The sequence below is a fragment of the Flagellimonas baculiformis genome, from assembly GCF_033441575.1.
Taxonomy (GTDB): Bacteria; Bacteroidota; Bacteroidia; order Flavobacteriales; family Flavobacteriaceae; genus Flagellimonas; species Flagellimonas baculiformis.
In genome coordinates, this window is the sequence record NZ_JAUZVW010000014.1 from 42,670 (window position 1) to 68,080 (window position 25,411).

A 25,411-nucleotide genomic window follows, 5' to 3' on the forward strand; every position below is an offset into this window, starting at 1 on the left:
CAATTATTGAAAAAGTTTGGGTTCCAACCAGAGCCATCCCATACAGAGGACAAACGGGACAAAGAACCATAACGGAGATATGGGGACATAGTCCTTGGATGTTAAGGATTTTACCTTTCCAAAACCTTCATGCTGTCCGAATTGCCTAATGTTCGCTTCCAGTACGTTTTGTTGGGCCACGGCCTTTCGTTCATTCGTATCAAACACAAAATAGGAAAAACGGGAGAGGGAATCCACAGAAAGCCCAAGATGGTTCCAGCCAACGTTCCGGGGGTATCTGGTGCCGTTCCATAACGTGGATACCGAAAAATCCTGAAGCAGCGGAATACCCGTTCCTTGACCGGTTTCCACTTGGGGACTTTCCATAGTGGTACGCAGTTTGAAGTCAAATGGCTGGTCTTTTCGGGGAATATCCGTCAGGGCTTGCCACTCCGTCTCCACTTCCTGCTGACGAGCAAGTTCGTTCAACAGTTGTGTCCATAGTTTGGCGTATGCATCTTGGTTTCCATCCAATAGCAAATGATAGGTGTCCTGCAGTATTGAGGTTGCCATCTTCCCTTTTTCCATGGGGATAAAAGCGGCAATCTCCACAGAATCCAAGATGATCCGTTGCAGTGGGAACCTATCTTGAAAGGCGTATGGGTACTTTTTCAGGTTTTGCTTGGTTTCACCAAAGGTGATGTCCGTTTTTCCATCCACCTGAAATTGAAACGGGGATTGTCTCTGGGAAAGTTTAAAAAAGGTAGCATTGGGTTGAATGAACAATCCTGTTCCCTGTTCCCGTATTGTTTCTTCCAAGGCCGCTTTGGATGATGACCCCAAACCAAGATACGAATCCGTGTCCATGATGACCAGGTCAAAACCTTCCAACGCCTTTTGCGTAAATTGATAAATAGGAGATGCTCCCCGATTGAAATATTCGAACTTGAAGCGGTCCTTGGTCAATTGGGTACGGGCCAATACACTATGACCGTTTTCTGTCAGAAAGTTTTTGAGGTATTTGGTCTCAAATGTGGGGAAATGATTGACCATCAATATATTAAGATATTCACGGGACATCACTGTCACCGGAAGAGACTCATTGCCCACAAACAATCCTTCGGCGTCCTTCTCCACCAACGAATAGATAAACTGACCGCTGGCCTTGGGGTTGGTTACCAATTCAAGAAACTGCTCTACCCCATCTTCAAGGGATATCGAATCCAGACCATTTCCTCCCTGGTCGTTCAAAATGAGCCAATGCCCTGCTTTCGGATGATTATATCTTGTCCTGACCAAAAGTTCATCCCCTAACAAAAGTTCATTTTTATAATGTATGTCCACCAACCCCTCAGGTGCTTTTCCACTCAAAAAGCTTACCGATTTGTCCCTGAGTTGCCACATATCAAAAGGCTGTACCCCATGGCCCAATACAAAAAGGGAATCGGTGGTTTCCAAAAGGGCCAGGTTTTTTCCCGGGACATAGCTCTCTGTTTTTATGCGTTTGAAAATGGCTTTTAGACTGTCCAATTGTTCCGGTCTATGCCCTTCCGTCAATAGGATGCCCTTTCCCAAAAGTGCCTCTTTCTGATGTGCGGGCCGCAAGGCCATTGCCAACAACGAAACTATACCGATATAGGAAACCACCAGCTTTATCCAGAACCTTCTCTCTTTTCGTTGCGGCCATTCCTTCCAGATAAAAACGCCCCAAAGCAACAGACTGCCCACAAAAAATGGCCAGAAAAACTTCCAGTTCAAAAAGATTGTTCCATCAATCATAACTGCCCAATTCCTTTAGGTACAACCTATTGATTTCATCTTGTAAATCAGTTTTCTTGCTTGGGTTACCCTCCACTTCATCGATAACGGAAAGTAGGCTTTTCTGGACTTCCCTGAATTTTTCGGGTGTTCTGGCATCTACTCTTTCCAGGTCGCGCAAACCTTGTAATACCTTTAGGTATTTGAGGGGTTCTTCCACCGCTTTTTTTGCCAACTCATTGCCTGCCTCCTGAAAAAGGGCCCTATCCGTTTCCTTGAATGTCGTTTTGCCCAGACTTAAAAGTTCCAATCGGGATATGGCCTGTCGGGTGGACACAAAGGACATGGTATGGTCAAACTGTTCCTTTTTATCATAATTGGTGATGGCCTTGATGTCACCCGTCAACCGCTTTTCTTCTTTAATAGGGGGCGGGTCAAACCCTATCCGGTGCACATAGATGCGGGCACTGTTCTTGATTTCCTGTATGAGTTCGAGTGCCTTGTATTGGTATGGCAAGGAATTTTCGGGCTCGTAAAGCCTGAGGTAGAGCTCCGCATCCCACATGATGTTCAGGGCCTCCCTGAGTTTGTCCTTCAATGATTTTTCGAACAGGGTGGATTCTTCGGGGTCATCGTGGTTGTGGAGATAATCGTGCAAAGGGTCTTCCGCTTCTTCCTGACTTTCCTCTTCATGCCCATGTTCATGTTCGCTTTCCGGTACCAAATTGTGCTCATTGTCACTGTCATGTTTGTGACTGTACCCTTCCAAAATATCTTCTTCCCCTTCTTCGTGGTCATGGTCGTCACTTTCCATATTGGAGACGGCACCAGGAGCGGCCTGCATTTCAGCTTCATCCCCCATGAACTGCCCATATTTCAATCGTAGCGATTTTTGGTCAAAGCCCAGCTCGTTGCTCTTGAACTTGAATTGGTATTCGGACAGATCGGGACGGTCTTTGATGAGTTTTTCGGTGTCGATGATCAATTGGCGCTGGCTCCTGAAATAATCGGGCATAAGGTCCACGCCCAATGTACCTTCCACGGCAAATCCATCGGTGACCGTATCCCTGATCACCGCAAAATAGGTCTCGCTTCGGGAAACATTGGCATTCGGGACTTTGTTGTCCAAGGCCTCCACATAGAAGTAGAGTTCGTCGCCGGGGTCCATCCCCAATTGGTCCAAATCCAACTGTTTCCGTAATTCCAGTTGTTTGCTCCCTTTGGAAAAAGTACCTTCAAAACGGAGGGTTTCTTCCCTGAATTTTACCGATTCCCCAGACCCCTTGCTCACCGTGGCCACAATATAGACATCATCTACCCCAAAATCATCCGTGGTCTTCGCTTTCAGCGGAATCTTTTTGGCTGAATCATATTCAAAATAACTGTATTGGGGCAATTCGTCCACTTCGATGACGGGCGGAATATCCTTTACGGCCTCCAAGGAATATAGATCTGTGGTATAAGCATTGCCTTCCACGTCCTGGAAATTGAAACTATAAAACCCGGATGCATCCACTTTTTGATTGAGCGTGTATGGTCCGTTTGCCTTCGAAAGAGCAAAAACTTCTCCCATACGCTCCATGTCGATAGAAGCCACCTCCCCTTCAAACACCAAGGTCCAAGTCACCACAGAACCTACCACAGCGCTAATGTTGGGGTTAGAAGTTTTCAACGTGGGCAATTTGGTATAACCCGGATAGTTGACGGTGATGGTCGTCGCTTTCAATTCAGGGGCTTGCATAGTCGTTCCCAGCGTGTCCAAAGGGGTGAATTGAATTCGATTTTCGGTTTTAGGTTCCAGTAGAGGGTTCCCGTAGGTCTTGAGACCATAATGAACAACCAAGCCAATCAGGACAAGACCCAACATCACTGAAATGGAAATGATCAATTTGTGGGGTGGGCTCAATTTGGGCAAGATGGCCTGCAATTGCGAATACACCTTGTGCTGTTGCAACTTGGATAAATCGGACAGCTCCTCCGTGGACATCGCCAAAAGCCCACTGCTGTATGCCGCTTCCGGCACATGGGCATCGATATAGGCCACGGCACTTTCCATTTGTAAATTCCAAGGCCGGTAAAAATAGAGTGCGACCACCAAGGCTAGAACAAAAACCGCAATGGTCACCAAAATGTCCCACGATACCAGATAAGTCAGTGCTCCGCAGCCCAAGGCATAGCACAGGCACTCCAAATATAGGATTCGCTGCCATCTTTTTCTGAACTGTACCAACTGCCCCTCTCCCATCATCATTGTTTTTTGAGGTGTGCAACCACGCGTTCGACCATCATCACTATCAAAAGGGCCAAAAATGCCCAATGGGACATGTCCTTGAATGTGGCCCTTTTCCTTTTCGATTTGGGCTCCACATAATTGGGCTTCAGTTCGGAAGCATCCATCTGACGGAAATCCGCCTTCAATACCTCTTCCTCAATATCAGCATCCAAGTCCAACAAGGTGAGCAATTGTTCTGCAAAATGTTCCTCGACCGTGTTCTCGGCTGTCAACCTATTGGTCAAATGATAGCGTTCTTCTTGGGTACCGGGCACTATCAATCGTTTGGCCAATGGGTCTTCATGGAACACCAACCATTTTCCTGAAAAAGCATCCGAAGAATCACTGCGCAGCCAAATGTTCAAATCTGCAGGAGAACCATCGGGCTGTTCATCACCCCTCAATGTTTGAACGTTGATGTCCCGCTGAAGATAGTTGGACAATGCAGCTAAAGAGGCTTCAATGTATCTCGTTTGGGTTTCAGTTTCTGTATCGGAATAAAGTGAGACTTTAATAGGATTTAAAACACTATGACCTATGATCTTTGTTCCATTATCTGTTTCCAAACTGAGGCTATCCTTGTTTTCGGTCAGGGAAAACCCGCTACTCAGCTTTTGCTTTTTGAAAAGGTTGTTCTGGCCATCACCGACCATGGAGACCAGTTCTATGTCTTGATCATTCCCTAAAGCTATTAATGGGGTTTCCTCAAGGTTTTCAGGTTCCATGATCACCCAATTGATTTTTTTGTGCGTAGATGGCCTTGCGGACTTGAACCCCTGTACCCGGGTATGAGCAAAAATGACAATGCTATCGGATGGTAGGGAATCCATTTTTTGGGCCAACTGCCAATAATTGGGTGTTTCCGCTCCGGGGTTTTCCATATCCATTTCCCATTCCGGAAATCCATTTTTCAACAGCAACACTTCTGAAGTTTCGTTCAAACTGTCCAAAACCTTATCCAAAGTATGATGTCCCACAAGGGAGGGCTCCACTATATAGGTAACCAAATCCCTGTTTTTATGGGTTCGCCATTGGGGCCCGGCCATCAGCATGACCGCAAGGGCGATGATCAGCATCCGCAGCAAAAGCAGGAACCATTCGTTCAGTTGCAGACTGCTCGATTGCCTTGAGTTGGATTCGTCCAACAACTGTATGCTTCCGATCTTGATGGTCTTCGCTTCTTTTTTGCTCCACAAATGGATGGCCAAGGGAACCAAAAGACCCCATAATGCCCATAAATATGAAGGATTTGCAAATACCATTCTAATTCAATCTTGACCGTTCCTTTAAAAATAATTGCAGGGCATTGCCCAAATGCGCATCCATCCGAAAAAGATGAAAGTGCACTCCTTTGGAGAGCAATTGTTCCTTGGTACGTTCCATCTTGGTTTCCAAGGCTTTCAAGTAACTCTCCCTGGCCTTGTCCACATCCACCTTGACCTTGGCCCCGGTCTCCAAATCTTCAAAAGTGACCGATTTCTTATACGCAAAATCCAGTTCGTTGCCCGCCATCAATTGGAGTACCACGACCTCATTGTTGGAGGTTTTGAGTTCCTTTGCAAAATCGGAGAGTTCAGAAATGTCCTCGTACATATCCGTCAGGAAAAACACCAATTCCCTATGGCCCCTTCCGTGGATCCTTTTGGTAGCTTGGGAGAGTTGCGGCCATTTTCCCTTGGTGGATATATTAAGCAGCTCCAAAAGCAATCTGTTATAGTGTTTTTGGTCCGCCTTTGGATATATCTCGACAAATTCATCTTCGTTCAGGGCAAAAAGGCCGACGGAATCGCCTTGTTTTTGGGCCATTTGGGAGAGACAGGCCACAATGACACGGGCAAATTCCAATTTGGAGATACCATTTTCGGTATGCTCCATGGAGGCACTTGCATCCACGATAAACTTTACCACGACCTGGCTTTCCACTTCCGATTGTCGGATATAGTACCTTCCCGAGCGGGCCAACATTTTCCAATCGAGCAAACGGAGGTCGTCCCCCGGTTCGTAGGCGCGGTATTGGCTGAACTCCATTCCGGGACCCACGCTCCTGCTCCTGTGCAGACCCGACAGGTAGCCTTCCACCACAATACGCGATATCAGGGAAAGTCCCGACACGGTATTGATGACTTCCGGTTTTAACAGATCATGGTAGTCCCTAGTGGCCATTATTTTTTTATTTGAATTTTTTCTAAAATTATTCGTGTTTAATTATTCTTCAAATTCATAATCAATCCTGAAAAGATCAGGTTGATTTTCCGAATATTTAATAGGCACATAATATCCAACTACATAACTTTCTTCATAATCATAAAGCCTTTGAATGATTTCCTTTCCCTTGTCAAAATATTGAATGGTGGCATAAATTCTAATTCGATTACGGCTTCTTCGATTAAATCCAAGTACACGTTCTTTTCCAATTACCTTGGCAAGTGTTGGAATTGTTGCCTCTTTCTCATAAAAGTTGTCCCTATTTGTTACCATTAGAAAAATTGAAGTAATTCCTAGTAGCACCGAGGATAGGTAAAACTTCAAGCTTTTTATTTCATACCATCTACTTTTATAAGGACTATCGACAAATGTCATAATTGTTGAAAAAATACCTAACATAACCATTGTCCCACCAATTAAGTCATTCCATGATTTGTATCCATAGGATCGGTACACAAACAGATAATATCCAATGCTGATTATAGCAAGTTGTATTAGAATCCAGACTATTTTCCAATTCTTTGAAAGATTATTTGGATAAAATGACTTCATAACTAGGCACAACGGTCTTAAATAACCTTCGGTTATCATTTATTTGAACTTTGACTACTTCTTAGAATTGAAGGTTTATTATTTCTACGAAAAGAAATCAGAAAGGTCATTTTTTCCTCTATTGCTTCAACATATATATAACAAAAAATATTAATAGTATAATTACAAACCCAACTGCACCGTACTTCACATTATGACCCTCCTCCAAGTCTTTATTTTCTCTATATGCAATATCTTGTTTTTTCCAGTTACACTTATACTTAACAATGAACCTAATCCAATGTCCCAAAAATGGAAATAAAAACATACTACCTAATTGTGTTCGGTTCAAAAGCGTGTCAAATCGTTCGCTAAAAATTTCAATTTAGAAAAGCTTTATTTACCATCCTTTAGTTTGATGGCGCCCAGGATATGACGGGTCACTGCATCCGAGCTTATTCCTTCGGCCTCTGCCCTAAAATTGACCAATATCCTATGGCGCAATACGGGAACGGCGACCGATTTTAAATCTTCAAGGGAAACAGCCAGACGTCCTTCCAAAAGTGCATGGGCCTTCGCAGTCAATATCATGGCCTGACCAGCACGGGGACCTGCACCCCAGTCTACCCACTCCTTGACATAGTCAATCGATGTGGTGTCCGGTCGTGTGGCGCGAATGACATCGCTGACATATTTGATCAGTCCATCGCTAATGGATACATCCCTGACCAATTGTTGCAGTCTGATGATATCTTCCCCAGAAATGACCTTGTTCAATTGGACCTTGGTCCTACCCGTGGTCGCCTTCAAGATTTCCGTTTCCTCCGTTTCCGTGGGATAGCCAATTTTAATGTACAGCAAGAACCTGTCCTGCTGTGCTTCGGGAAGGACAAAAGTCCCTGATTGCTCAATGGGGTTCTGGGTGGCCAAAATGAAGAAAGGCCTGTCCAATGGATAGGTCTTGTCCCCGTAGGTCACCTCAAATTCCTGCATGGCCTCCAAGAGGGCCGCCTGTGTTTTTGGGGGAGTCCTATTGATCTCATCCGCCAAAATGATGTTGGAGAAAATAGGTCCTTTGTTGAACTTGAAGAATTTTTTGCCCGTGCTATGGTCCTCTTCCAAGATCTCCGTTCCAATGATGTCCGAGGGCATCAAATCGGGGGTGAACTGTATCCGTTTGAATTTTAGGTCGATGGCATTGGCCAAGGTGCGGATCATCAAGGTCTTTGCCAGTCCCGGTACGCCTTCCAAAAGGGCATGTCCCCCGGCCAGAAAGGTGATGAGCAATTGCGACACGGTCTCTTCCTGCCCAATGATGACTTTGCCTATCTCTTTTTTGAGTGCCTTTAGTTTTCCCGAAAGGTTCTCGACTTCATTGGCTATCTGTTGTAGTTCTTTGTCCAAATTCGTAATGTTATGAAGTTAGGGCATAAAGCACAATGTTCACCGCAAAGCGGGTATTGTCCACTTTATACCATCGTTTGTTCCTAAAATCGTAATCCCATTCGCAACCATAATCCTTGTTGCTGTAGAGCACTCCTATCCTTCCGTTGACCATGATGGCCTTCAGATAATCATGCACAAGGTCGTCGCCCCAACCGTTCAGTTCCTGTGAGGTAGTCGGAGGGCCATCTTCAAACTCAAAAAAGATGGAATAGATCTCGTGGTCGTTCGGGATTTTCTGAAGCTCCCCCGGCCCGAATATTTCCTCCATTTGGCGCTCAAAGGATTTGGCGAAAAGTCCATCAATATCGTGGTTGCAATCATCTGCAAACACAAAGCCTCCATTGCGCACATATTTTTCAAAATTCTCCCTCTCCTTTTTGGTGAACTGTACGAGTTTGTGCCCAGAGATATAGCAGAAAGGGCTCTTGAAGATGTCGTCACTGGCCAAGGTGATGATCTTTTCCTGGGTGTCCACCTTCAAAGTGGTATATTCCACCAAGGAATTCAGCACATTGGAGGGCATGCGTTGGTCCACATCCCAATCACCGGACTCATATTGTAAACGGGTAAAAAAGAATTCATTTTGCAACGCCATAGGGTATTGGGGGCTACATCATCACTTCCAAAATGAAAACTGGCGGCCATGGACGTGCCATTGACCACCAGTTTTATTATTATCCTATTGTTTATACTGCATCTGAAAGACTGGTGAACGTAAAGTCACGAATCTTCATATAGGGAATAAGATTTCCATCGACCCGAACCTGCTTCCCGAGGGATTCCAAGTTGTTGAGCATGATGATGGGGCTCTCATTGAACCTAAAGTTCTTGACCGGGAACTTGATTTGCCCGTTTTCGATATAGAACGTCCCATCCCTGGTCAGACCTGTGTAGAGCAATGTCTGGGGGTCAACACTTCGTATGTACCAGAAACGGGTGACAAGGATTCCCTTTTTGGTGCCCCTGATCATATCCTCAAGGCTCTCATCACCACCGGCCATGATGGCATTGGAAGGGAACGGCATGGGATCGACCCCTTTTTGTTCCGCCCAATATCGGCTATAGGCCAAGTTCTTGACCACTCCGTTCTCGATCCATGATGTTTTTTTCAAAGGCATGCCTTCTCCATTCCAAGTGGATGTGGGTACATCGGGGTGCAGGGGATCGGACCAAATGTTTACGCGTTCGTCCACAATTTTTTGGCCCAACTTGTTCCCGCCGTTGGGGGCCGACATGAAGTTGCGACCTTCATCCGCTGAACGGGCATTGAAAGAGCCGAACATATTCCGCAACAGGTCTGATGCCGCGGCGGGCTCCAAAATGACCGTATATTTTCCTGGCTCAATGGCCTGTGCTCCTTTGGACATCACAGCTTTGTCTATGGCGATTTTTGAAGCTTCTGAGGCGTTGAACTTTGAAATGTCGTTATAATCGCGCGTCACCCAACCAGAGCCTGTACCATCGTTGGTCCGCATGGTGACTGTAAAATCAACATTGGTGGATTTGTTATAGGCAAGCAAGCCATTGGAATTGATCATGGCGGAAAAACGGGCGCCATCATTCAAAAACCCAGCGGCAGTGACATCTTTGGCGGCAGCCGGAACAATGCTCTGGCTGGCCACTTCTGCCCTATATTCTGGTGTAGTGTTGGCCGTGGCTTCCACATAGGTGACGGATTCGTCATAGGTCTGAGGGCCCAAAGGTTGCATAAATTCAGGGTTTTCAGGGGACAGATTTGCCAATTCCTCTGCTCTGCGGACCACTTTTTCCAAAGAGGCGTCATCAAACTCATCTATGGTTGCGGTACCCACCTTTTTGCCGAAACTGGATTGTACCACCAAACTCTGACTGGATTGGTGCCCGGCAGTGGACACTGTATTACGGGCATATCGAATGTTTCCACTGTTTGAGCCACTAAGGTTTATTTCACAGGCATCGGCCTTGGAAAAGCTAAGGGCCTTTTCCAAAATCTTCTTTGCTTCTTCTTTAGTATATATAGCCATTGTAGTATTTTTTGAATGAACGAACCTTAGATGGTCCTACCTGTATTTATTACGTTGATTCCGTTGAACCTGGTAGTGGAGCTTCCATGGGAAACCGCACTCACCTGAGATGGCTGCCCTTTTCCATCAAAAAAGGAGCCGAACAACCTGTAGTCATCCTTATCACAGATCTTGGCACAGGAATTCCAGAACTCCTGGGTGTTGGACTGGTAGGCAACATCTTCCAACATACCGACAATCTCGCCGTTCTTGATCTCATAGAACAAGGTGCCCCCAAACTGGAAGTTGTAGCGTTGCTGATCAATGGAATATGATCCCCTTCCCAAAATGTAGATTCCTTTTTCCACATCCTTGATCATTTCCTGCAAGGAATATTTTTCCTTTCCTGGCTCCAAGGAAACGTTGGGCATTCGCTGGAACTGTACATCTTCCCAGCTCTGTGCATAGCAACAGCCATGGGATTCGTTCTGGTCTATCATATGGACTTGGTCCCTGATGGCCTGATAGTTTACCAACGTTCCATTTCTGATCAAGTCCCATTTCTTGGTCTTCACTCCTTCGTCATCATAACCAACAGCGCCCAAAGATCCTTCTTGGGTCTTATCTGCCACTATATTGACCAAATCACTTCCGTAGTTGAAGTTTTTGCTCTCCCATTTGTCCAAAGTGGCAAAACTGGTCCCAGCATAGTTGGCCTCGTAACCAAGTACTCTATCGAGCTCCAATGGGTGCCCTACCGATTCATGGATGGTGAGCCCCAAATGGTTGGGTTCCAATACCAGGTCATATTTGCCGGCCTCGACCGATTTTGCGGTCAATTTTTGCTGTGCCTGCTTCGCGGCCAGCGTGGCATCTTCCACGATATCGTAACTGTTTCTGTATAGCTTGATGCCCTCAGGTCCTGAAAGCTTTTCGGACTCCAGACCGTCCATGTATTCGTAGCCCATACCCATAGGGGCACTCATGGCCTCCCTGGTCTTGAACTTTCCTGCTTGACGATCTACTGCGGTCACACTGAAAGTGGGCCAAATCCGGTGTACATCCTGATCGATATAAGATCCATCGGTGGACGCAAAGTACTTCTGCTCGTTCACCATGAACAAGGCTGAGTTCACAAAACTTGCCCCATTGGCCGTAGCGGCAGCATTCGCGCTCAACAACAAGTCCACCTTTTCTGAAATGGGGACCTCCTTAAAGTCCTTTTTGATAGGTGTTTTCCAAGAAACCTCCCCATGTGATTGTACCGGGGCCAGAACAACGGGCTCTTTTTGGATCTTTGAATTGGCCTTGGCAATGGCAACGGCTTGTTCCGTAGCTTTTTTGATGCCGTCCTCGGTCACATCATTGGTAGAGGAAAACCCCCAAGTCCCGTTGGCAATCACACGGATACCTATTCCAAAGGATTCAGTGTTGACCACGTTCTGAACCTTTTCTTCCCTAGTGAAAACGTACTGGTTCAAGTACCTTCCAATTCTAGCATCGGCATAAGTTGCGCCCAACGATTTGGCAGTGTTCAGGGCAACATCGGCCATCTTCTTTTTAAGCACGACGTCCATGCCCGGTTCCAGGAGCATCTCTACGGGAATGGAGTTTCCCAAGAGCATGGAGGGCATCAAAATGGCCCCGGTTCCCAGACCAGCATACTGTACAAAATTTCTTCTTTTCATATGTTTTGGTTATCTGATTTATAGTCCCAGGCAGTGAAAAAGCTTAAAAATCATACCTCGCCACCGACCTAAATTCATGGGTTTCTAAAAATAAGTAGTGCGCAGGTAGGCTTATGTTAATTTTAACTTAAAATCCTTTTGGGCCTTGTTTATTTAGAAACCAAGCTGCCGAACTCCGTTGTTTTCCCCCATTTTTTCCAAGGTGGATCATGGCTTTTGGCATACCGTTGGCATTCACCACGTTTCTTTGTATCAATTCTCGCCTATTTGTTACATTTTCTTCCATCTTTTTCAAAAAACACCGAAAGCTCTCTATCACTCCCAACCTATTCAACTATGGCCGCTTTTTATGAAATCGACCGAAGAGGCGTATCTTTGTTGGACAACCTATCCTTAAGCCAATGCTTGTACCCATTCTCATAGGAATCTACATCATCATTGCCCTGACGATGGTGGTGAGCCTGCTCCTGAACGGGATAAGGCCCAGCAAGACCTTGGCATGGCTCCTGGCCATATTCACCATTCCAGTGGGTGGGGTACTGCTTTACATTTTATTTGGTAGGAATCGAAGAAAGAACAAGATGTTCTCCATGAAGGAGGATTTCAAGATGAGGAATGAACGCCTCCATGAAATTTGTGTGCCCCACATTTCCGAAAACAAGAAGAAGACCACTCAACTCATCCGCAAAACCTCCAAATGCCCGGTCACCTGCAAAAATGAACTGACGCTCTTGAAGGATGGGAAGAATACTTTTGAGAGTATTTTCAGTGCTTTGGAGAATGCAACAGAATTTATACATCTCCAGTACTACATTTTTGAGGATGGCCTCTTGGCGGAAAAATTATTGGAAATTTTTGAGCAAAAAATAAAAGAGAATGTGACCATTCGATTGTTGTATGATGGGATCGGGAGTTATTCCCTGAGCAAAAAATACCTTAAAAGGCTCAAGGAGATGGGAGTGGAAACCGCCCAGTTCCTCCCGTTCCGGTTTGGTCGCTTTTTATCGTCCCTCAACTACAGGAACCACCGAAAGATCATTGTGGTGGACAATACGGTCGGGTTCACCGGAGGAATCAACATATCGGACAAGTACCTCAAGGGAGACCCTTCCTTGGGCAAATGGCACGACACCCATTTAAAGATTGAGGGGGAGGCGGTCGATTTTTTGAACGAAGTGTTTGTGACCGACTGGTATCTGGCCAGTGGAAAAAAGGTGGACCTATCCACTTTCAGTATCAATGAAACCAAAGGGAACACGCCTTTGCAACTGGTGCCCAGTGGTCCTGATGATGACTTTGACAACATGGAACAGGCCTATTTCTCCATCATCAACAGTGCGGAAGACTATCTGTACATCATCAACCCCTATATCATCCCCAACCATGCCATTCTACAAGCGTTGGTAACCGCCTCATTGAGTGGCGTGGACGTAAGGCTGCTGATGTCCTCCAGCACGGACATCAAAGTAGTGGACTGGTGCGTGAGGGCCTATTTTGATGCCTATCTCAAGGCGGGCATCAAGATCTATCTCTACCCCGATGGATTTCTGCACAGCAAGGTCATGCTCTGTGATGATGAGATCGTCAGCATCGGCACGGCCAATCTGGACAATAGGAGCCTTCAGCAAAATTATGAGGCCCAATTTTTTGTGTATGATGGTACGCTATGTGGACAGATGAAAGCCGATTTCTTGAAAGACTGTTCCAGATCTACGTTATTAGAAGATTACGAGGCACACAGCAAACGCCCTTGGATCCACAAATTGATAGAGGGGATGGCCAAGCTGATGAGTCCTTTGCTATGATACAAAGGCATCGTACCCCAGTTCATTTTTGCAGCTTCTGCCTTCTTCCCAACAGTCAATATTGTATATGGTGGTCTCGGCAATCCTCATCAGGGCTTCCCTAGTGGCAAAGGCTTGGTGCGGGGTCAAAAGCACATTGGGCAAGGATATGAGTTTCTTGAGCTGTTCGTCCTCAATGCCCTTTTTGCCATGGTCCTTAAAGAAAATGCCCCTTTCTGTTTCATACACATCCGTGGCGTAACCTGCCAACCGCCCTTTTTCCAAATGGGCAAGAAGGTCTTCGGTCTTCACTATGGCGCCCCTTGCAGTGTTGACCAAGATGGCATCCTTTTTCATAAGCTTGAAGAGCGAATTCCGGAACAGGTGACGGGTCTCATAGGTCAAAGGAGCGTTGATGCTGATGATATCCGACTTTTTGCACATCTCTTCCAAAGGAAGATATTCCACGCCATAATGACCTTCAAGGTAGTGGTTCTTTGTCAAATCTGTGGCCAACACCCTGCAACCAAAAGCATGGAACACCTTTACCAGAATGGAGCCGATCTTTCCCGTACCAAAAATGCCCACGGTTTTTCCATTCAGGTCAAAACCGACCAAATTGTCGATCAAAAAGTTGTACTTGCCCACCTGTTCATGGGCCAAAACCAATTTTCTGTTGAGCGCCAAAACCAATGCCACAGTATGCTCGGCGATAGCATTTGGGGAATATTCCGGGGCATAGGCCACTTTGAGGCCAATGCGCATGGCAGACTTGATGCTCACGTTGTTATAGCCCGTAGAGCGCAAGGCGATGTACTTGACCCCCATTTCCTTTAACGTCTCCAAAACGACCAAAGAAGCGTCGTCGTTGGAAAAAATGGAGACAACCTCATACCCTGCGGCCAAAACGGCCGTGTCCACATCTAGGCTCTCTTCCAAGAATTCGAGTTTATGTTTGCCTGCGTTGACTTTTTTGAGATGGTCCACCTCAAATTTCTTGGTACTGTACACCAATACTTTCATGGCTCTATGGTTTAATTTCGTGTGTGTTCTTCAAAATCATTTAGGAGAAAAAATGATGGAATTAGAGCCATCAGTTGTTTGGGTATCTGTCGTCAATCCCGAAGGATTTTTTTACCAAGGCTTTCAACTGGTTATCGGTCATGCTGTCCGCCTTTTCCTTGACCTTGATCTTTTCGGCCAACCCAGGATGGTTCTCTTCCAATGAACCAACAAACTTTTCGGGCGTTTCGGCGGGACCGAAAATCGCCAGCTGGTCTGCGTCCTCCAGTGCTTGGGCAATTTCTTCAAAATACTTTTTCAACTGGTGCTTTTCCCTCTCCAGATACTTGCTGTCATGGACCACTTCCTGGGGGCCCCATCGTGTTTTGGAACGTGAGCCGCCCTTGGGGTTATAAAAATCAAGTTCAGAGGGGATCGAGAAAAAGCTCTCCTTCCCGTTCTGTAATACAACACCTGTGGCTTCTTGCTTGTCCAACCAAATTCCTACTTGTTTCATCTTTTCATTTTTCTTCGTTATCGTTCAATTCCAAAATGGGCACTTTGGGTTCATACCCTATTTCTTTTATCAATGGATTGGAAAGAATGGCCCACAAAAAAGGGTGCTTTCTGTTGAGGAATGCAATCATGTCCCCGCCTATGCTCTCCAAGTACATTTCGACGCCCTTGCCAATGTTGGTTCCTGGCAAAAAATGGATGTCATGGCCGGTTTCTCCCAAAATGGTCTGTAAAAGGTCCTTATTGGCCTCTTCACCCTCACTGAGCTTCTGCCCCTTATCCCTGTCCATGTGAATGATATGGATCGTGGAACCATGCAGTTCAGCGATTTCCTTTAATATACCAATTTCTTTTTTACGGAAACTGGATCTGAAATCCGTGGGAAAAACTATTTCTTTCGGAGGTTCAAATGCATAATCACTGGGCACTGCGATCACTGGGCACTGTCGTATGTTTTCCATCACATGCACGGTATTGGTCCCGAAGATTCGTGTCTTTGTTCCCGTGACCCCTTTGGTCCCCATGACAATGGTGTCAATATCGTTTTTTCTGACGGTGTGGCGTACCGCTTCCACCAGGCTGTTGAATGTGCTGAGCCCATGGAACCTGTGCTTGGTGTTCTTGGATCGGGCTTCCAGCATTTGGACCAGTTGTTCGGTTTCCTCCTCGGACCTCTTTTTTGCCGCTTCGTACAAGGGTTCCCCAGGTTCGGGGACCCTCATGCTTTCCAAGGTATATCCCGAAACCTGATAGGCATTCAACACATAAAAGTCGCATTGCACATTTTCATAAAGTCCTTGTGCATAAGCCATTGCATTGAGGGCATTATCTGAAAAATCGGTGGGCAACAATACTCTTTTGTCCATGGTGCGTCTATTTTCACTAAAATTATCCTACTTCAACATGGCGTGCCATGATTTTGGTCAGTTTCCCATATTCGCCCCTAGCAAGTTGAAATCCCCTTTGTCCATTGCAATTGTATGCCATCAAACTTTTTTAGGCCTTGGAGGGGTATGGGAGTACCAAAAAGGGAATCTTGCTGTGCAGGCCAATATTCTTTATCACAGGTTCCACAAAAAGTCGTTCAAAGAACGAATGCTTGTTCTTGATCATGGCCAACATTCCAATGACGTTCTTTTCCTGAAATGAGTTGATGGCCTGGATGAGTTCCTGATCGGGAAGGTCATGGTTTTCATGTTTTTGTTCGAGCAACAATCCTTCCAGTTTGGCCTTGTTGTTCTCCTGTTCCTCGGTCAAGCCTTCAGGAGATGCTATGTGCATCACATGGATCTTGGAATGCCAAAGCTTGGAAATCCATAGCAGAAAATCCAGATTGTCCTTCCCATAGTCCACTTCAAAATCGGTAGGGAACAGAATCTGTCTGGGCAGTTCAAAATCAAAATCAGAAGGTATGGCCAGAATGGGTATCCCCACTTTTCTGATGACATGCACCGTGTTCGAGCCAAACAGGATCTCCACGGCACCAGTGGCCCCTTGAGTGCCCATGATGACCAAATCTGCCTTTTCGTTCTGGACCATGTCCGCTATCTCATCCACCAAGGTATTGAATGAGGCATGTACCACAAATGTGTGCTTCGGGTTATCAAACTTTTTCTGGATACGCTCCACCAATTTTTCCAACGAGGCCTCCGCAATGTATTTATGGTCGTCCGGGAGACCTATTTGTCCTGGACTTCCCAAAGTATAATCTATGCGATAGATGGGTGGTGCGTAGGTATGCAGCAAATAGAATTCGCAGGTGGTGTTTTCACATAGACGAACGGCATAGTCGATCGCATGGTAGGCGTTCTCAGAAAAATCGGTGGGCAATACTATTTTCATCATAACGTTTATTTTTCATTTTGCTGCCCGTGGCGAATCTCATTCGTGGAGGACATAGAAGGGGATCTTGGTGTGGAAACCAATCTTTTCCACCAGGGGATCGAAAAGAATCTGCTGGATAAAGTTCAGGTTCTTGGCCACCATTACCATCATATCAATGTCCCGGCTCTCCACAAAGCATTGTATGGCGGACTTTGCACTCTTGTTCGTCAAGGAATGAAAACTATATCTTCCGGGGAAGGTTTCCTCCATAAAATCCAAAAGAAATTCCTTGTTCCGCTTCTGTTCGGAACTTGTTTCAATTCCTTCCTTCTTGGCGTTCATGATGCGAAAGTTGCCTTTTCCCAAATATAATATCTCGGTCATGGACTTAAGGACCCAATACGAATAAAATATGTTCAAATCCGTTGGGAAGGCAATTTCCTTGGGCATGACAAATTCCACATCGTTAGGGACCACCAAGGTATTGCACTGGATCTTGGTGATCACATCCCCTGCATTGCTCCCTACCACTTTTTCCCTTGGGCCCGAAACTCCCTTGGTCCCCATCACAATGAGGTCTATGTGCTTATCTCCCAGATGCTTTTTGATGGCGGGCACCAAAAAGCCGTATTCATGCAGGGCATAGAAAAAATGGCCCGTGTTGGTGCTGTGCTTTCTGCAATCGTCCAAAAGGTCCTGCAATTGTTGTTTGGTGCTTCCCGTAGGCCCATCGCCAATATCCGTTAAGGCCGCCGTATCGGTTTTTACGTCCAAGAGTGTCCCAACATACAGTAAATAAAAATTACACTCCAATGAACCGAACAGTACCTGCGCATACTTTAGGGCGTTTTTGGAGTTTTGGGAAAAATCCGTTGGTACCAGAATGTTCTTCATCTGCCATAAAATGATGGGGGCAAGTTTATCATTCCACGGATGATATGGAATGATAAATATCATCTCATCCGTTCATGGCCAAAAAAAGTCTAATGTATATGTTCCAGTGCTTTCCTGTCCAGCACCTTGATGTCCCTGTTCTCTATGGCGATGAGGCCTTCGTTCTTGAAATCGGACAAGGTTCTGATCAGGCTTTCCGTTGCAATGCCCGCCACACCCGCCAGATCGCTACGGGTCACCTTCAACGGCATTTCCCTACCCCGGTTCATGGTCCGGGAATACATCAAAAGGGTCTGGGCCGTTTTTTTTCTGACGGAACTATAGGCCATTTGCAGCAGTTGCTTTTTGATATTGGCCAGATTAACACTGATGGAGTCCATCAATTCCAGGGAAACGTTTTTGTTGTCCTCCAAGATGGCCTTGACCTTATCTTTTGAAATGCCCGCGAGTTCCACATCTTCCATGGCAACGGCATAGTCTTGATGGGGAAGGTTCTCGGTCAGGGAGGTGAACCCCAGAAAATCGTCCCCACAATGGATGGAAGTGATCAGTTCTTTCCCTTCTTCATCCAGACCGCAGCACTTGACCACACCTCCCAAGATGAGGTAAACCATATTGGAATGGTCACCTATAGTATAGATGGATTCATCCTTTTTATAGGAGAACGATTGCCCATTATCGTCGAAAAAATTCTTCAGTTCGTTGAGCGACCTAATGTCATTTTCCTTTTTTTTTTGACCAGGAAGCCCCAGAAGTACGTTGCCGAACTGCTTTGCCTTTTCCAGTCTTGTCCGGATCGCCCCCAAGAGTTCGTCTTCCTCAAAAGGTTTGGTCAGATAGTCGTCCGCTCCCAAGTTCATGCCCTTCCTGATCTCGTGCCGTTCGGTCTTGGCCGAAACAAAGATGAAGGGAATGTGCTTGGTGGATTCGTCCGATGAAAGTTGCTCCAGTACTTCATATCCATCCATTTCCGGCATCATTATATCGCATAGTACAATATCCGGGAGTTCCTTTTTGGCCATTTCCACAGCTATCTTACCATTGGAAGCGGAAAAAACAGAGAAACCGGACAGTTCCAACAGTTCTTCCACATTTTCACGCAGGGAGGTATCGTCCTCAACCAAGAGTATCTTTGTCATCGGTAGTGTTGTTTATGGGTATGTGCAATGTAAAAGTGGAGCCTTCCCCCGGTTTGCTCTCAAAGGTGAGGTTGGCGCCAAGGTTCCGTATGTGCTGCTGAACTATGTTCAGGCCTATCCCGGTCCCTTGGATGGTGAGGACGTTACTGGCCCTGAAGTACCTGTCAAAAACAAAAGGTTGGTCCTCCTCGGGAATCCCAAACCCCTTGTCCACAATATGAATGTAAATCCAATGGTCCCCACTCGAGACACGCAGTTCGATCTCGGTCCTTTCCTGGGAATATTTAATGGCATTGTGCACCAAATTGGAGAGTGCCAGGAACATGATCTTCTCATCAAAGTCCACATTGATCCCTTCTATGTTGTCCGGATACCGGATACGTTGCCCTTCCTTCAACAGGGTATTGGAGTCATAGATCACCTCGTTGACCAATTTGCTCAGAGGAAAAGTGGTTATGTTGTAGTTCACCTTGCCCGAATCCAGACGCTCAATGGAAAGGAAATCGGTAAGTATGTTGTCCAAGTACTTCACTTTGGACTTGATGGTGTTTATATGCTTGTCCCTTTTATCCTGCTGCTCTGTCTCCGTATATTTGGCCAACAGCGAGGTGGATGTCAAAATACTGGTGAGCGGTGTCTTGAACTCATGTGAAACCAGGGACAGGAACTTGGTCTTTAGCTCGTTGAGCTTCTTTTCGGCCTTGAGTGCTTCCCTGAGCTGTTCCGTACGTTCCTCCACCTTGTTCTCCAATTGATGGGTGTAGTTCTTTCTTTCCGTTATGTCCAGTACAATGGCGACAAAGACCTGTCTTTTTCCAATGGACGACATTTGCAGGTGCACCTCAACAGGATAAATGGAGCCGTCCTTCCGTTGGTGTTCCGCCTCGAAGATGACCTTTTCCCTTTTCTTGTTCAGAAGCGGGGAGAGCATGCTTTCAAAATCGGTCTTGGTGACCTTGGTCTTGATATCCAACACGGACATTTGGCACAACTCTTCGTGGCTATAGCCCAAGTTGAGTTGCGCTCCTCTGTTCACATTGATGAACACATAGGTTTCAGCATCGAATACATAAATCTCATTGAGGGATTCTTCAAAAATCTTGAACCAGTAGTCAATGGTCTGCTGTGCCCTTTTTCGTTCCGTAATGTCCACAATCAGGGCCATGACATACCTTTTTCCCAGCAAATTGAACGGATTAAGACTTATTTCCAAGGGAAACTCGTCCCCGTCCTTTCGTAGTCCAACCAAATCCAGACCGGGGCCCATCCGTCTTGCCTTTCCGCTCTTTACAAATTTGCCCACGTCCTTATGGTGTCCCTGCCTGACATTTTTTGGGATCAAAATCTCCAATGGCTTTCCGTTCAGTTCGTCCTTTTCATAGCCGAACATCTTATTGGCAGTGGCATTGCTGGACAGGATATTATGTGCGTCATTGACAATAATGATGCCTTCGGAGACTACCTCCGACAGCATTTCCAATACAATGCCCTCTTCCAAAAGTTCTACCATAATAACTCAAAAATACTGATCCCGATCATGGGGCAATCCATTTTCCCTGATTATATTTACCCCTAAAAGCATCAAAATTTAAGAAAATGTCGGATTCCAAAAAAAAACTGGGCAACGAATTTTACCAAAACTTGGGAAAACTGTTCTATGCCGTAGCCATGGCGGACCATAGTGTACATATGAAAGAACTGGAAAAATTGAACGAGGTGGTGCGTGACCATTGGTTGGACGTAGACGATATTGAGGATGAATACGGAACGGATGCCGCTTTCCAGATAAGTACTGTTTTTGATTGGCTCTTGGAGTATGCGAAAGAGGGAGAGGAAATTTATGAGGAGTTCGAGCAATTCTACACCGACCATAAAGTTCTCTTTTCGCCTGAGGTGAAAAGTTTGACCATGTCCACTTCAAGGGCCATTGCCTCTGCCTTTGCCGGAAGCAACAAGGCAGAACTGATCCTTTTGGGGCGTCTGGAGCTTTTGTTCAAAAACTGAATCGGTACCGTCGGGGTTTACTTCGATCATTCCAACCGGTCCAACTTCCTTCGTAGGGACACCACTTCTTTTTGAAGTTCCTCGACCTGTTGCAAAAGATGGTGGATGGCCTGAATGCCCTCTGGGTTGATGTCCAGTTCACGGTGCAGACGTACCATTTTTTCCAAAAGAGGAAGTTCTTCCATGGACAAGAAGGCTTCACCTTGGCCTTGGTCCATTTGGACCAGTTCAAATTCGTACATGGAATATACAAAGGACTCCTGCACACCATGCCGTTCACAAAAGGTTTTTAATGAAATGTGGTTCTTTTTTTCCATGTTCCTATTCCAATTTGGTCTTTTCCAATGCTTCAAAAAGTGATCGCTGCTCTGGGGTCAATCTTTTGGGAATAGCAACCGAGTAGGTCAATATCAGATCTCCGAACTGGCCTTCTTTTTTGTACTTTGGGAATCCCTTTCCCTTGAGCTTGACCTTGGTTCCATTGTCCGTTCCTGGGGCAATCTTCAATTTTACCTTTCCGCTTAGGGTCTCCACAACAATTTCACCGCCCAATACTGCTTTTACAAGTGGGATCTGAACGGTTTTGAACAAATCGGCCCCGTCCCTTTTAAAATCTGTGTTGTTGACAATGGAAAAGGTGATATAAAGATCTCCCGAAGGGCCACCCTCGATTCCCGGTCCACCGTGTCCCTTTATTTTGATGGTCTGCCCATCCTCCACCCCTGCAGGTATGGAGAGACGGATGTTTTTTCCATTCACGGTCAAGGTCTGCTTTTGGGCAGTGTATACATCCATCAGCGATAATTGCAGTTGGGCTTGGTAGTCCTGCCCCCGAAAACGCACTTTTTGCCTTTGGGACCGAAATCCCGAACCGCTGCCCCCGAACATGGACTCAAAAAAATCTGAAAAATCCTCCGCAGAGCCTCCACTTCCTGAATAGGTGTAGCCCGAATATCCCCCCTGTCCGCTTTGCCCACGTGACCGTTTGGCCTTCTCAAACTCCTCTGCATGCTGCCAATCCTTCCCATATTCATCATACTTCTTTCTTTTGTCAGGGTCGGAAAGCACTTCGTGGGCCTCATTTATCCTTTTGAAGTTCAGCTCTGCCCCACTATCGTTGGGATTGAGGTCGGGATGGTACTTGCGGGCCAGTTTTCTGTACTGTTTCTTGATCTCTTCGGCAGTGGCTCCTTTATCCACACCCAATACCTTATAATAATCTATATACTCCATTGGTAAATCCAGTGATCAGCGTTACGTATTTCTTATCGAAAAATCCATCGACAATTTGCTTCAAATTAAGGAAAAGTTAGGTAAGGTGCACAATGATGTTTGTCAGGATGGGCCATGACAAAAAGCAATACCTTGCGGCATCCCGAACTTTTCTGCTTATTTTTAGGATTGGGGACCAAAGATTTACAAATACGACCTTCGATGACTATCCACCAATTTGACCAAAGAAACTCGATACTCAACACCTTCATTTCCGAACTGCGCGATGTGGACATCCAGAAAGATGCCATGCGTTTCCGGAGGAACATTGAACGCATTGGGGAGATCATGGCCTATGAGGTGAGCCAAACATTGGAATATCAAGAAACCGGAGTGACCACCCCTTTGGGCGTAAAAAAGTCCTTTCTCTGCACCGACCATTTGGTGATCTGCTCCGTGCTCCGTGCGGGATTACCGTTGCACCATGGCATTTTGAATTATTTTGATGCCGCGGAGAACGCTTTCATATCGGCATACAGGCACCATCCCAATGATGATGACGATTTTGAGGTAATTGTGAAGTACTTTGCCTCACCTCCCTTGGACGGTAAGGTTTTGATCCTGACCGACCCCATGCTGGCCACGGGCAAGACGTTGGAAAATGTATTGAATGTGTTGAAGGACCGTGGAACCCCAAAGCAGATCCATATCATCTCGGTGATCGGTTCGCAAACAGGCCTGGCGAAAGTGGAAAAAGTATTTCCCAAGGACACCCAACTGTGGATTGCCGCCGTGGATGAAAAACTTTCGAGCAGGGGATATATTTTGCCCGGTCTTGGTGATGCCGGTGATCTGAGCTATGGAGTGAAATTATAGCTTTTCTCTACAGCAAAATCTCAATTATCTCGTTCAACTCCGGGATATGGCAGTTCCACCCGTACCTTTTATGGATCTTGTCCTTGTAAACAGCCATGGTTTCCTTTTCCCCATGGACCAAGAACACCTTTTCGGGAACATTCTTGATGTCCCCCATCCAAGAAAGCAATTCGGATTGGCCCGCGTGTGCGGAGAGGCTTTCCAAGTGGTCCACTTTTGCCTTTATGGGGATGTATTTTCCGAACATCTTCAACTCTTTGTCCCCATCCAACAATTTTCTCCCCCGGGTCTCCTCGGCTTGAAAGCCCACAAGGAGTATGGTGGTGGATTTCCTTTCCGCAAGCTGTTTGATGTAGGTGAGCACCCTTCCCCCTGTCACCATGCCACTGCCTGCAATGACAATCTTGGGTCGGGGGTCGTCAATGGTTTCCCAGGTCTCCCTATACGAGCTCACCAAGGTGACATGGTTGCACATGTTTTGGTATTCATGTGGGTCGAGCTTATGCCAATCGGGGTGCCGTTCAAAAACCTCAAGGACATTGATGCCCATAGGGCTGTCCACAAAAATGGGAATGTTGGGAATCTTGTTTTTATCATAGAGTTTCCAGAGCAGATACATCAAGGATTGTAAGCGCTCCACGGCAAAAGAAGGAATGATCAGGGTGCCCCGTTCCCGTACTGTCCGGTCCACCAGGTCCTGAATGATGCCTTCCACATCTTCATCCGGATGATCTTTGTCCCCATACGTGCTCTCCACAAAAAGATAATCGGCCCATTCAGGTCGTTTGGGAGGATGGAGCAAATGATCCTCTTCCCTGCCCACGTCCCCGGAAAAGACCAATACCTTGCCGTGAAGGACCATTTCGATATAGGTTGACCCAATGATGTGTCCGTTGTATTTGAAGCAAGCCGTGCAATGGGGCGAGAGCCTAACAATTTCCCCTTCTTCGATACTTTTGAAAAACTTCAAGGTACGCACCACATCTTCTTGGGTGTAGAGCGGAAGTGCAGGGTCGTGCTTGCTATAGCCTTCCTCGTTGGCCCGTTCTGCTTCCTCTTCGTGGATCTTGGCGCTGTCCTCCAGGATGATCCTCGCTATTTCCAAGGTCGGTGCCGTTCCAAGGATGGTTCCCTTGAACCCTTGTTTCACCAAAAGGGGAAGGTATCCGCAATGGTCTAGGTGACCGTGTGTCAACACTACAAAGTCCACCTCTTCCACCTTGATGGGCAATGGTTCCCAATTCTGTTGTCTAAGTTCCTTTGTTCCTTGAAAAACACCACAATCCACCAAAACCTTGATTTCTTCCGAGTGCAGATAGAACTTGGAACCTGTCACCGTTCCCGATCCCCCAAAAAAATGTACCTGAAGTCTTTCCATGTTCGTTTAGATTTTACAAAGGGATTCCATTTCGTTCAGGATCCTGGTCTTTCTACCATTGGAAACCCCCAAATGATCCAGATAAAAATGTTCTTGGACCAGCTGTTTGCACAATACCACATTTCTGTTCAACAGAAAATGTTTTTCCCTTTCGGACAGCAATGTGGAAACGGTTATGGGATAGAGCCCCAATCGATCTATCCTATCCTTTATGCTATTTCCATTGGGATGGTCCCAACTCAAAAGATATAGGCCCGCACATTTTCCGTATTGGAGGGCATCCACTGTAAAACGGGTGTTCGTCACCACCCAACCCAATGTTTCCGCATAGATCTTGTCCTTTTTTGACTCCAGGGGCCCTTTGACATCATTGTACCTGGAGTGGATATAGAGCGGCACTTTCACATTGCAATTGAGCCCATCCTCTCCGTGGAATTTGCATTCGATAACGTTGAGAATACCGTTTTTGATGGCCAGTACATCAATTTCGTGGGAAACACATGTTCCTTGGAGCACCTCGCCCACTTTGGTGTCGTAACCGGAATAGTGCAGGATGCCACTGATAAAGCGTTCAAAAGGGAAACCGGTGGGTCCCAGTTCATAAATGGCCTTTTTCAACTTGTATTTGGATGCGAAAAGTGACTTTTTCTTCTTCAAAAGTGCATAGGCCCTGTTATGGATTTCCCTTGTGGTGATGCCTGGATACAGTTCTTCTTCCACCCTATGGATGATTTCGTCTATCAATTCGTCATTGGCGCCACTGTGTTTGAGCGAACGCTGTAATTTCTCGAAGGAAAAGCGTGTCCTTTCCCCAGAGGATTTGGTAATGTCAGGTATCTGTTTGGCCATGACACTAAGATAAACATCATTTACTCACACCTGATTTTTAAATCTCTTTATATTTTTGGGTATAGACATGGG

24 protein-coding genes are annotated in these 25,411 nt (G+C 46.1%); 3 read left to right on the top strand and 21 right to left on the bottom strand.

Annotation, left to right across the window (positions count from 1 at the left end):
* Nucleotides 1-3 precede the first annotated feature (3 nt).
* The 10 genes from SD450_RS16695 to SD450_RS16740 form a co-directional block, all read right to left on the bottom strand.
* Nucleotides 4-1,758 (bottom strand): hypothetical protein, encoded by a 1,755-nt coding sequence (locus SD450_RS16695; RefSeq protein WP_318345581.1) that lies wholly within the window; start codon nucleotides 1,756-1,758, stop codon nucleotides 4-6.
* Nucleotides 1,751-3,988, bottom strand: coding sequence for a tryptophan-rich sensory protein (locus SD450_RS16700; protein ID WP_318345582.1), 2,238 nt, complete (start codon nucleotides 3,986-3,988; stop codon nucleotides 1,751-1,753). The genes SD450_RS16695 and SD450_RS16700 overlap by 8 nt, the downstream gene beginning before the upstream one ends.
* Entirely contained in the window at nucleotides 3,985-5,271 is a 1,287-nt protein-coding gene (locus tag SD450_RS16705) for a BatA domain-containing protein (RefSeq protein WP_318345583.1), read from the bottom strand. Before SD450_RS16705 ends, SD450_RS16700 begins: the two co-directional genes overlap by 4 nt.
* Before the next feature lies 1 nt (nucleotide 5,272).
* Nucleotides 5,273-6,172, bottom strand: coding sequence for a DUF58 domain-containing protein (locus SD450_RS16710; RefSeq protein WP_318345584.1), 900 nt, complete (start codon nucleotides 6,170-6,172; stop codon nucleotides 5,273-5,275).
* 42 nt (nucleotides 6,173-6,214) lie between these two features.
* Entirely contained in the window at nucleotides 6,215-6,805 is a 591-nt protein-coding gene (locus tag SD450_RS16715; RefSeq protein WP_318345585.1) for a hypothetical protein, read from the bottom strand.
* Between the two features lie 336 nt (nucleotides 6,806-7,141).
* Nucleotides 7,142-8,149 (bottom strand): AAA family ATPase, encoded by a 1,008-nt coding sequence (locus SD450_RS16720; protein WP_318345586.1) that lies wholly within the window; start codon nucleotides 8,147-8,149, stop codon nucleotides 7,142-7,144.
* A gap of 10 nt (nucleotides 8,150-8,159) precedes the next feature.
* Nucleotides 8,160-8,780 carry a DUF4159 domain-containing protein gene (locus tag SD450_RS16725; protein ID WP_318345636.1) on the bottom strand — a complete coding sequence of 207 codons (621 nt, stop codon included), beginning with the start codon at nucleotides 8,778-8,780 and terminating at the stop codon, nucleotides 8,160-8,162.
* Nucleotides 8,781-8,877: 97 nt separating this feature from the next.
* Nucleotides 8,878-10,194 carry a TldD/PmbA family protein gene (locus SD450_RS16730; RefSeq protein ID WP_318345587.1) on the bottom strand — a complete coding sequence of 439 codons (1,317 nt, stop codon included), beginning with the start codon at nucleotides 10,192-10,194 and terminating at the stop codon, nucleotides 8,878-8,880.
* Between the two features lie 26 nt (nucleotides 10,195-10,220).
* Nucleotides 10,221-11,861: a TldD/PmbA family protein gene (locus tag SD450_RS16735; RefSeq protein ID WP_318345588.1), complete on the bottom strand. Its 1,641-nt coding sequence runs from the start codon at nucleotides 11,859-11,861 to the stop codon at nucleotides 10,221-10,223.
* Between the two features lie 127 nt (nucleotides 11,862-11,988).
* Nucleotides 11,989-12,147, bottom strand: coding sequence for a hypothetical protein (locus tag SD450_RS16740; protein ID WP_318345589.1), 159 nt, complete (start codon nucleotides 12,145-12,147; stop codon nucleotides 11,989-11,991).
* A 115-nt stretch (nucleotides 12,148-12,262) separates the two neighbouring features.
* On the opposite strand from SD450_RS16740, the gene cls reads away from it, so the two are divergent.
* Entirely contained in the window at nucleotides 12,263-13,666 is a 1,404-nt protein-coding gene (gene cls, locus SD450_RS16745; RefSeq protein WP_318345590.1) for a cardiolipin synthase, read from the top strand.
* On the opposite strand, the gene SD450_RS16750 is transcribed toward cls, so the two are convergent.
* The 7 genes from SD450_RS16750 to SD450_RS16780 form a co-directional block, all read right to left on the bottom strand.
* Nucleotides 13,661-14,668 carry a 2-hydroxyacid dehydrogenase gene (locus SD450_RS16750; RefSeq protein ID WP_318345591.1) on the bottom strand — a complete coding sequence of 336 codons (1,008 nt, stop codon included), beginning with the start codon at nucleotides 14,666-14,668 and terminating at the stop codon, nucleotides 13,661-13,663. The genes cls and SD450_RS16750 overlap by 6 nt on opposite strands.
* A gap of 70 nt (nucleotides 14,669-14,738) precedes the next feature.
* The gene (locus SD450_RS16755) at nucleotides 14,739-15,164 is read right to left on the bottom strand and encodes a hypothetical protein (RefSeq protein ID WP_318345592.1); all 426 of its coding nucleotides are present in this window, start codon (nucleotides 15,162-15,164) and stop codon (nucleotides 14,739-14,741) included.
* A gap of 4 nt (nucleotides 15,165-15,168) precedes the next feature.
* The gene (locus SD450_RS16760) at nucleotides 15,169-16,029 is read right to left on the bottom strand and encodes a universal stress protein (protein WP_318345593.1); all 861 of its coding nucleotides are present in this window, start codon (nucleotides 16,027-16,029) and stop codon (nucleotides 15,169-15,171) included.
* 130 nt (nucleotides 16,030-16,159) lie between these two features.
* The gene (locus tag SD450_RS16765) at nucleotides 16,160-17,008 is read right to left on the bottom strand and encodes a universal stress protein (RefSeq protein WP_318345594.1); all 849 of its coding nucleotides are present in this window, start codon (nucleotides 17,006-17,008) and stop codon (nucleotides 16,160-16,162) included.
* 36 nt (nucleotides 17,009-17,044) lie between these two features.
* Nucleotides 17,045-17,881, bottom strand: a complete 837-nt coding sequence (locus SD450_RS16770) for a universal stress protein (protein WP_318345595.1) — start codon at nucleotides 17,879-17,881, stop codon at nucleotides 17,045-17,047.
* 89 nt (nucleotides 17,882-17,970) lie between these two features.
* Nucleotides 17,971-19,020, bottom strand: a complete 1,050-nt coding sequence (locus SD450_RS16775; RefSeq protein WP_318345596.1) for a response regulator — start codon at nucleotides 19,018-19,020, stop codon at nucleotides 17,971-17,973.
* On the bottom strand, nucleotides 18,998-20,530 hold the full coding sequence (locus tag SD450_RS16780) for a sensor histidine kinase (protein ID WP_318345597.1): 1,533 nt from the start codon (nucleotides 20,528-20,530) through the stop codon (nucleotides 18,998-19,000). The genes SD450_RS16775 and SD450_RS16780 overlap by 23 nt, the downstream gene beginning before the upstream one ends.
* Before the next feature lie 86 nt (nucleotides 20,531-20,616).
* Between SD450_RS16780 and SD450_RS16785 the strand changes: the two genes are divergently transcribed.
* Nucleotides 20,617-21,024 (top strand): hypothetical protein, encoded by a 408-nt coding sequence (locus tag SD450_RS16785; protein ID WP_318345598.1) that lies wholly within the window; start codon nucleotides 20,617-20,619, stop codon nucleotides 21,022-21,024.
* A 26-nt stretch (nucleotides 21,025-21,050) separates the two neighbouring features.
* On the opposite strand, the gene SD450_RS16790 is transcribed toward SD450_RS16785, so the two are convergent.
* Both SD450_RS16790 and SD450_RS16795 read right to left on the bottom strand, forming a co-directional pair.
* Nucleotides 21,051-21,341: a chaperone modulator CbpM gene (locus SD450_RS16790; RefSeq protein WP_318345599.1), complete on the bottom strand. Its 291-nt coding sequence runs from the start codon at nucleotides 21,339-21,341 to the stop codon at nucleotides 21,051-21,053.
* Between the two features lie 4 nt (nucleotides 21,342-21,345).
* A complete protein-coding gene (locus tag SD450_RS16795) occupies nucleotides 21,346-22,257 on the bottom strand; it encodes a J domain-containing protein (protein ID WP_318345600.1) in 912 nt (303 codons plus the stop codon).
* Nucleotides 22,258-22,458: 201 nt separating this feature from the next.
* Here SD450_RS16795 and upp point away from each other — a divergent pair, with 201 nt between their 5' ends.
* Complete coding sequence (gene upp / locus SD450_RS16800; protein WP_318345601.1) at nucleotides 22,459-23,112, top strand: uracil phosphoribosyltransferase; 654 nt, start codon at nucleotides 22,459-22,461, stop codon at nucleotides 23,110-23,112.
* Between the two features lie 7 nt (nucleotides 23,113-23,119).
* Here upp and SD450_RS16805 read toward each other — a convergent pair whose 3' ends face one another.
* Nucleotides 23,120-24,490 carry an MBL fold metallo-hydrolase gene (locus SD450_RS16805; protein ID WP_318345602.1) on the bottom strand — a complete coding sequence of 457 codons (1,371 nt, stop codon included), beginning with the start codon at nucleotides 24,488-24,490 and terminating at the stop codon, nucleotides 23,120-23,122.
* A 6-nt stretch (nucleotides 24,491-24,496) separates the two neighbouring features.
* Entirely contained in the window at nucleotides 24,497-25,339 is an 843-nt protein-coding gene (locus tag SD450_RS16810; RefSeq protein WP_318345603.1) for an ATP cone domain-containing protein, read from the bottom strand.
* Between the last annotated feature and the right edge of the window lie 72 nt (nucleotides 25,340-25,411).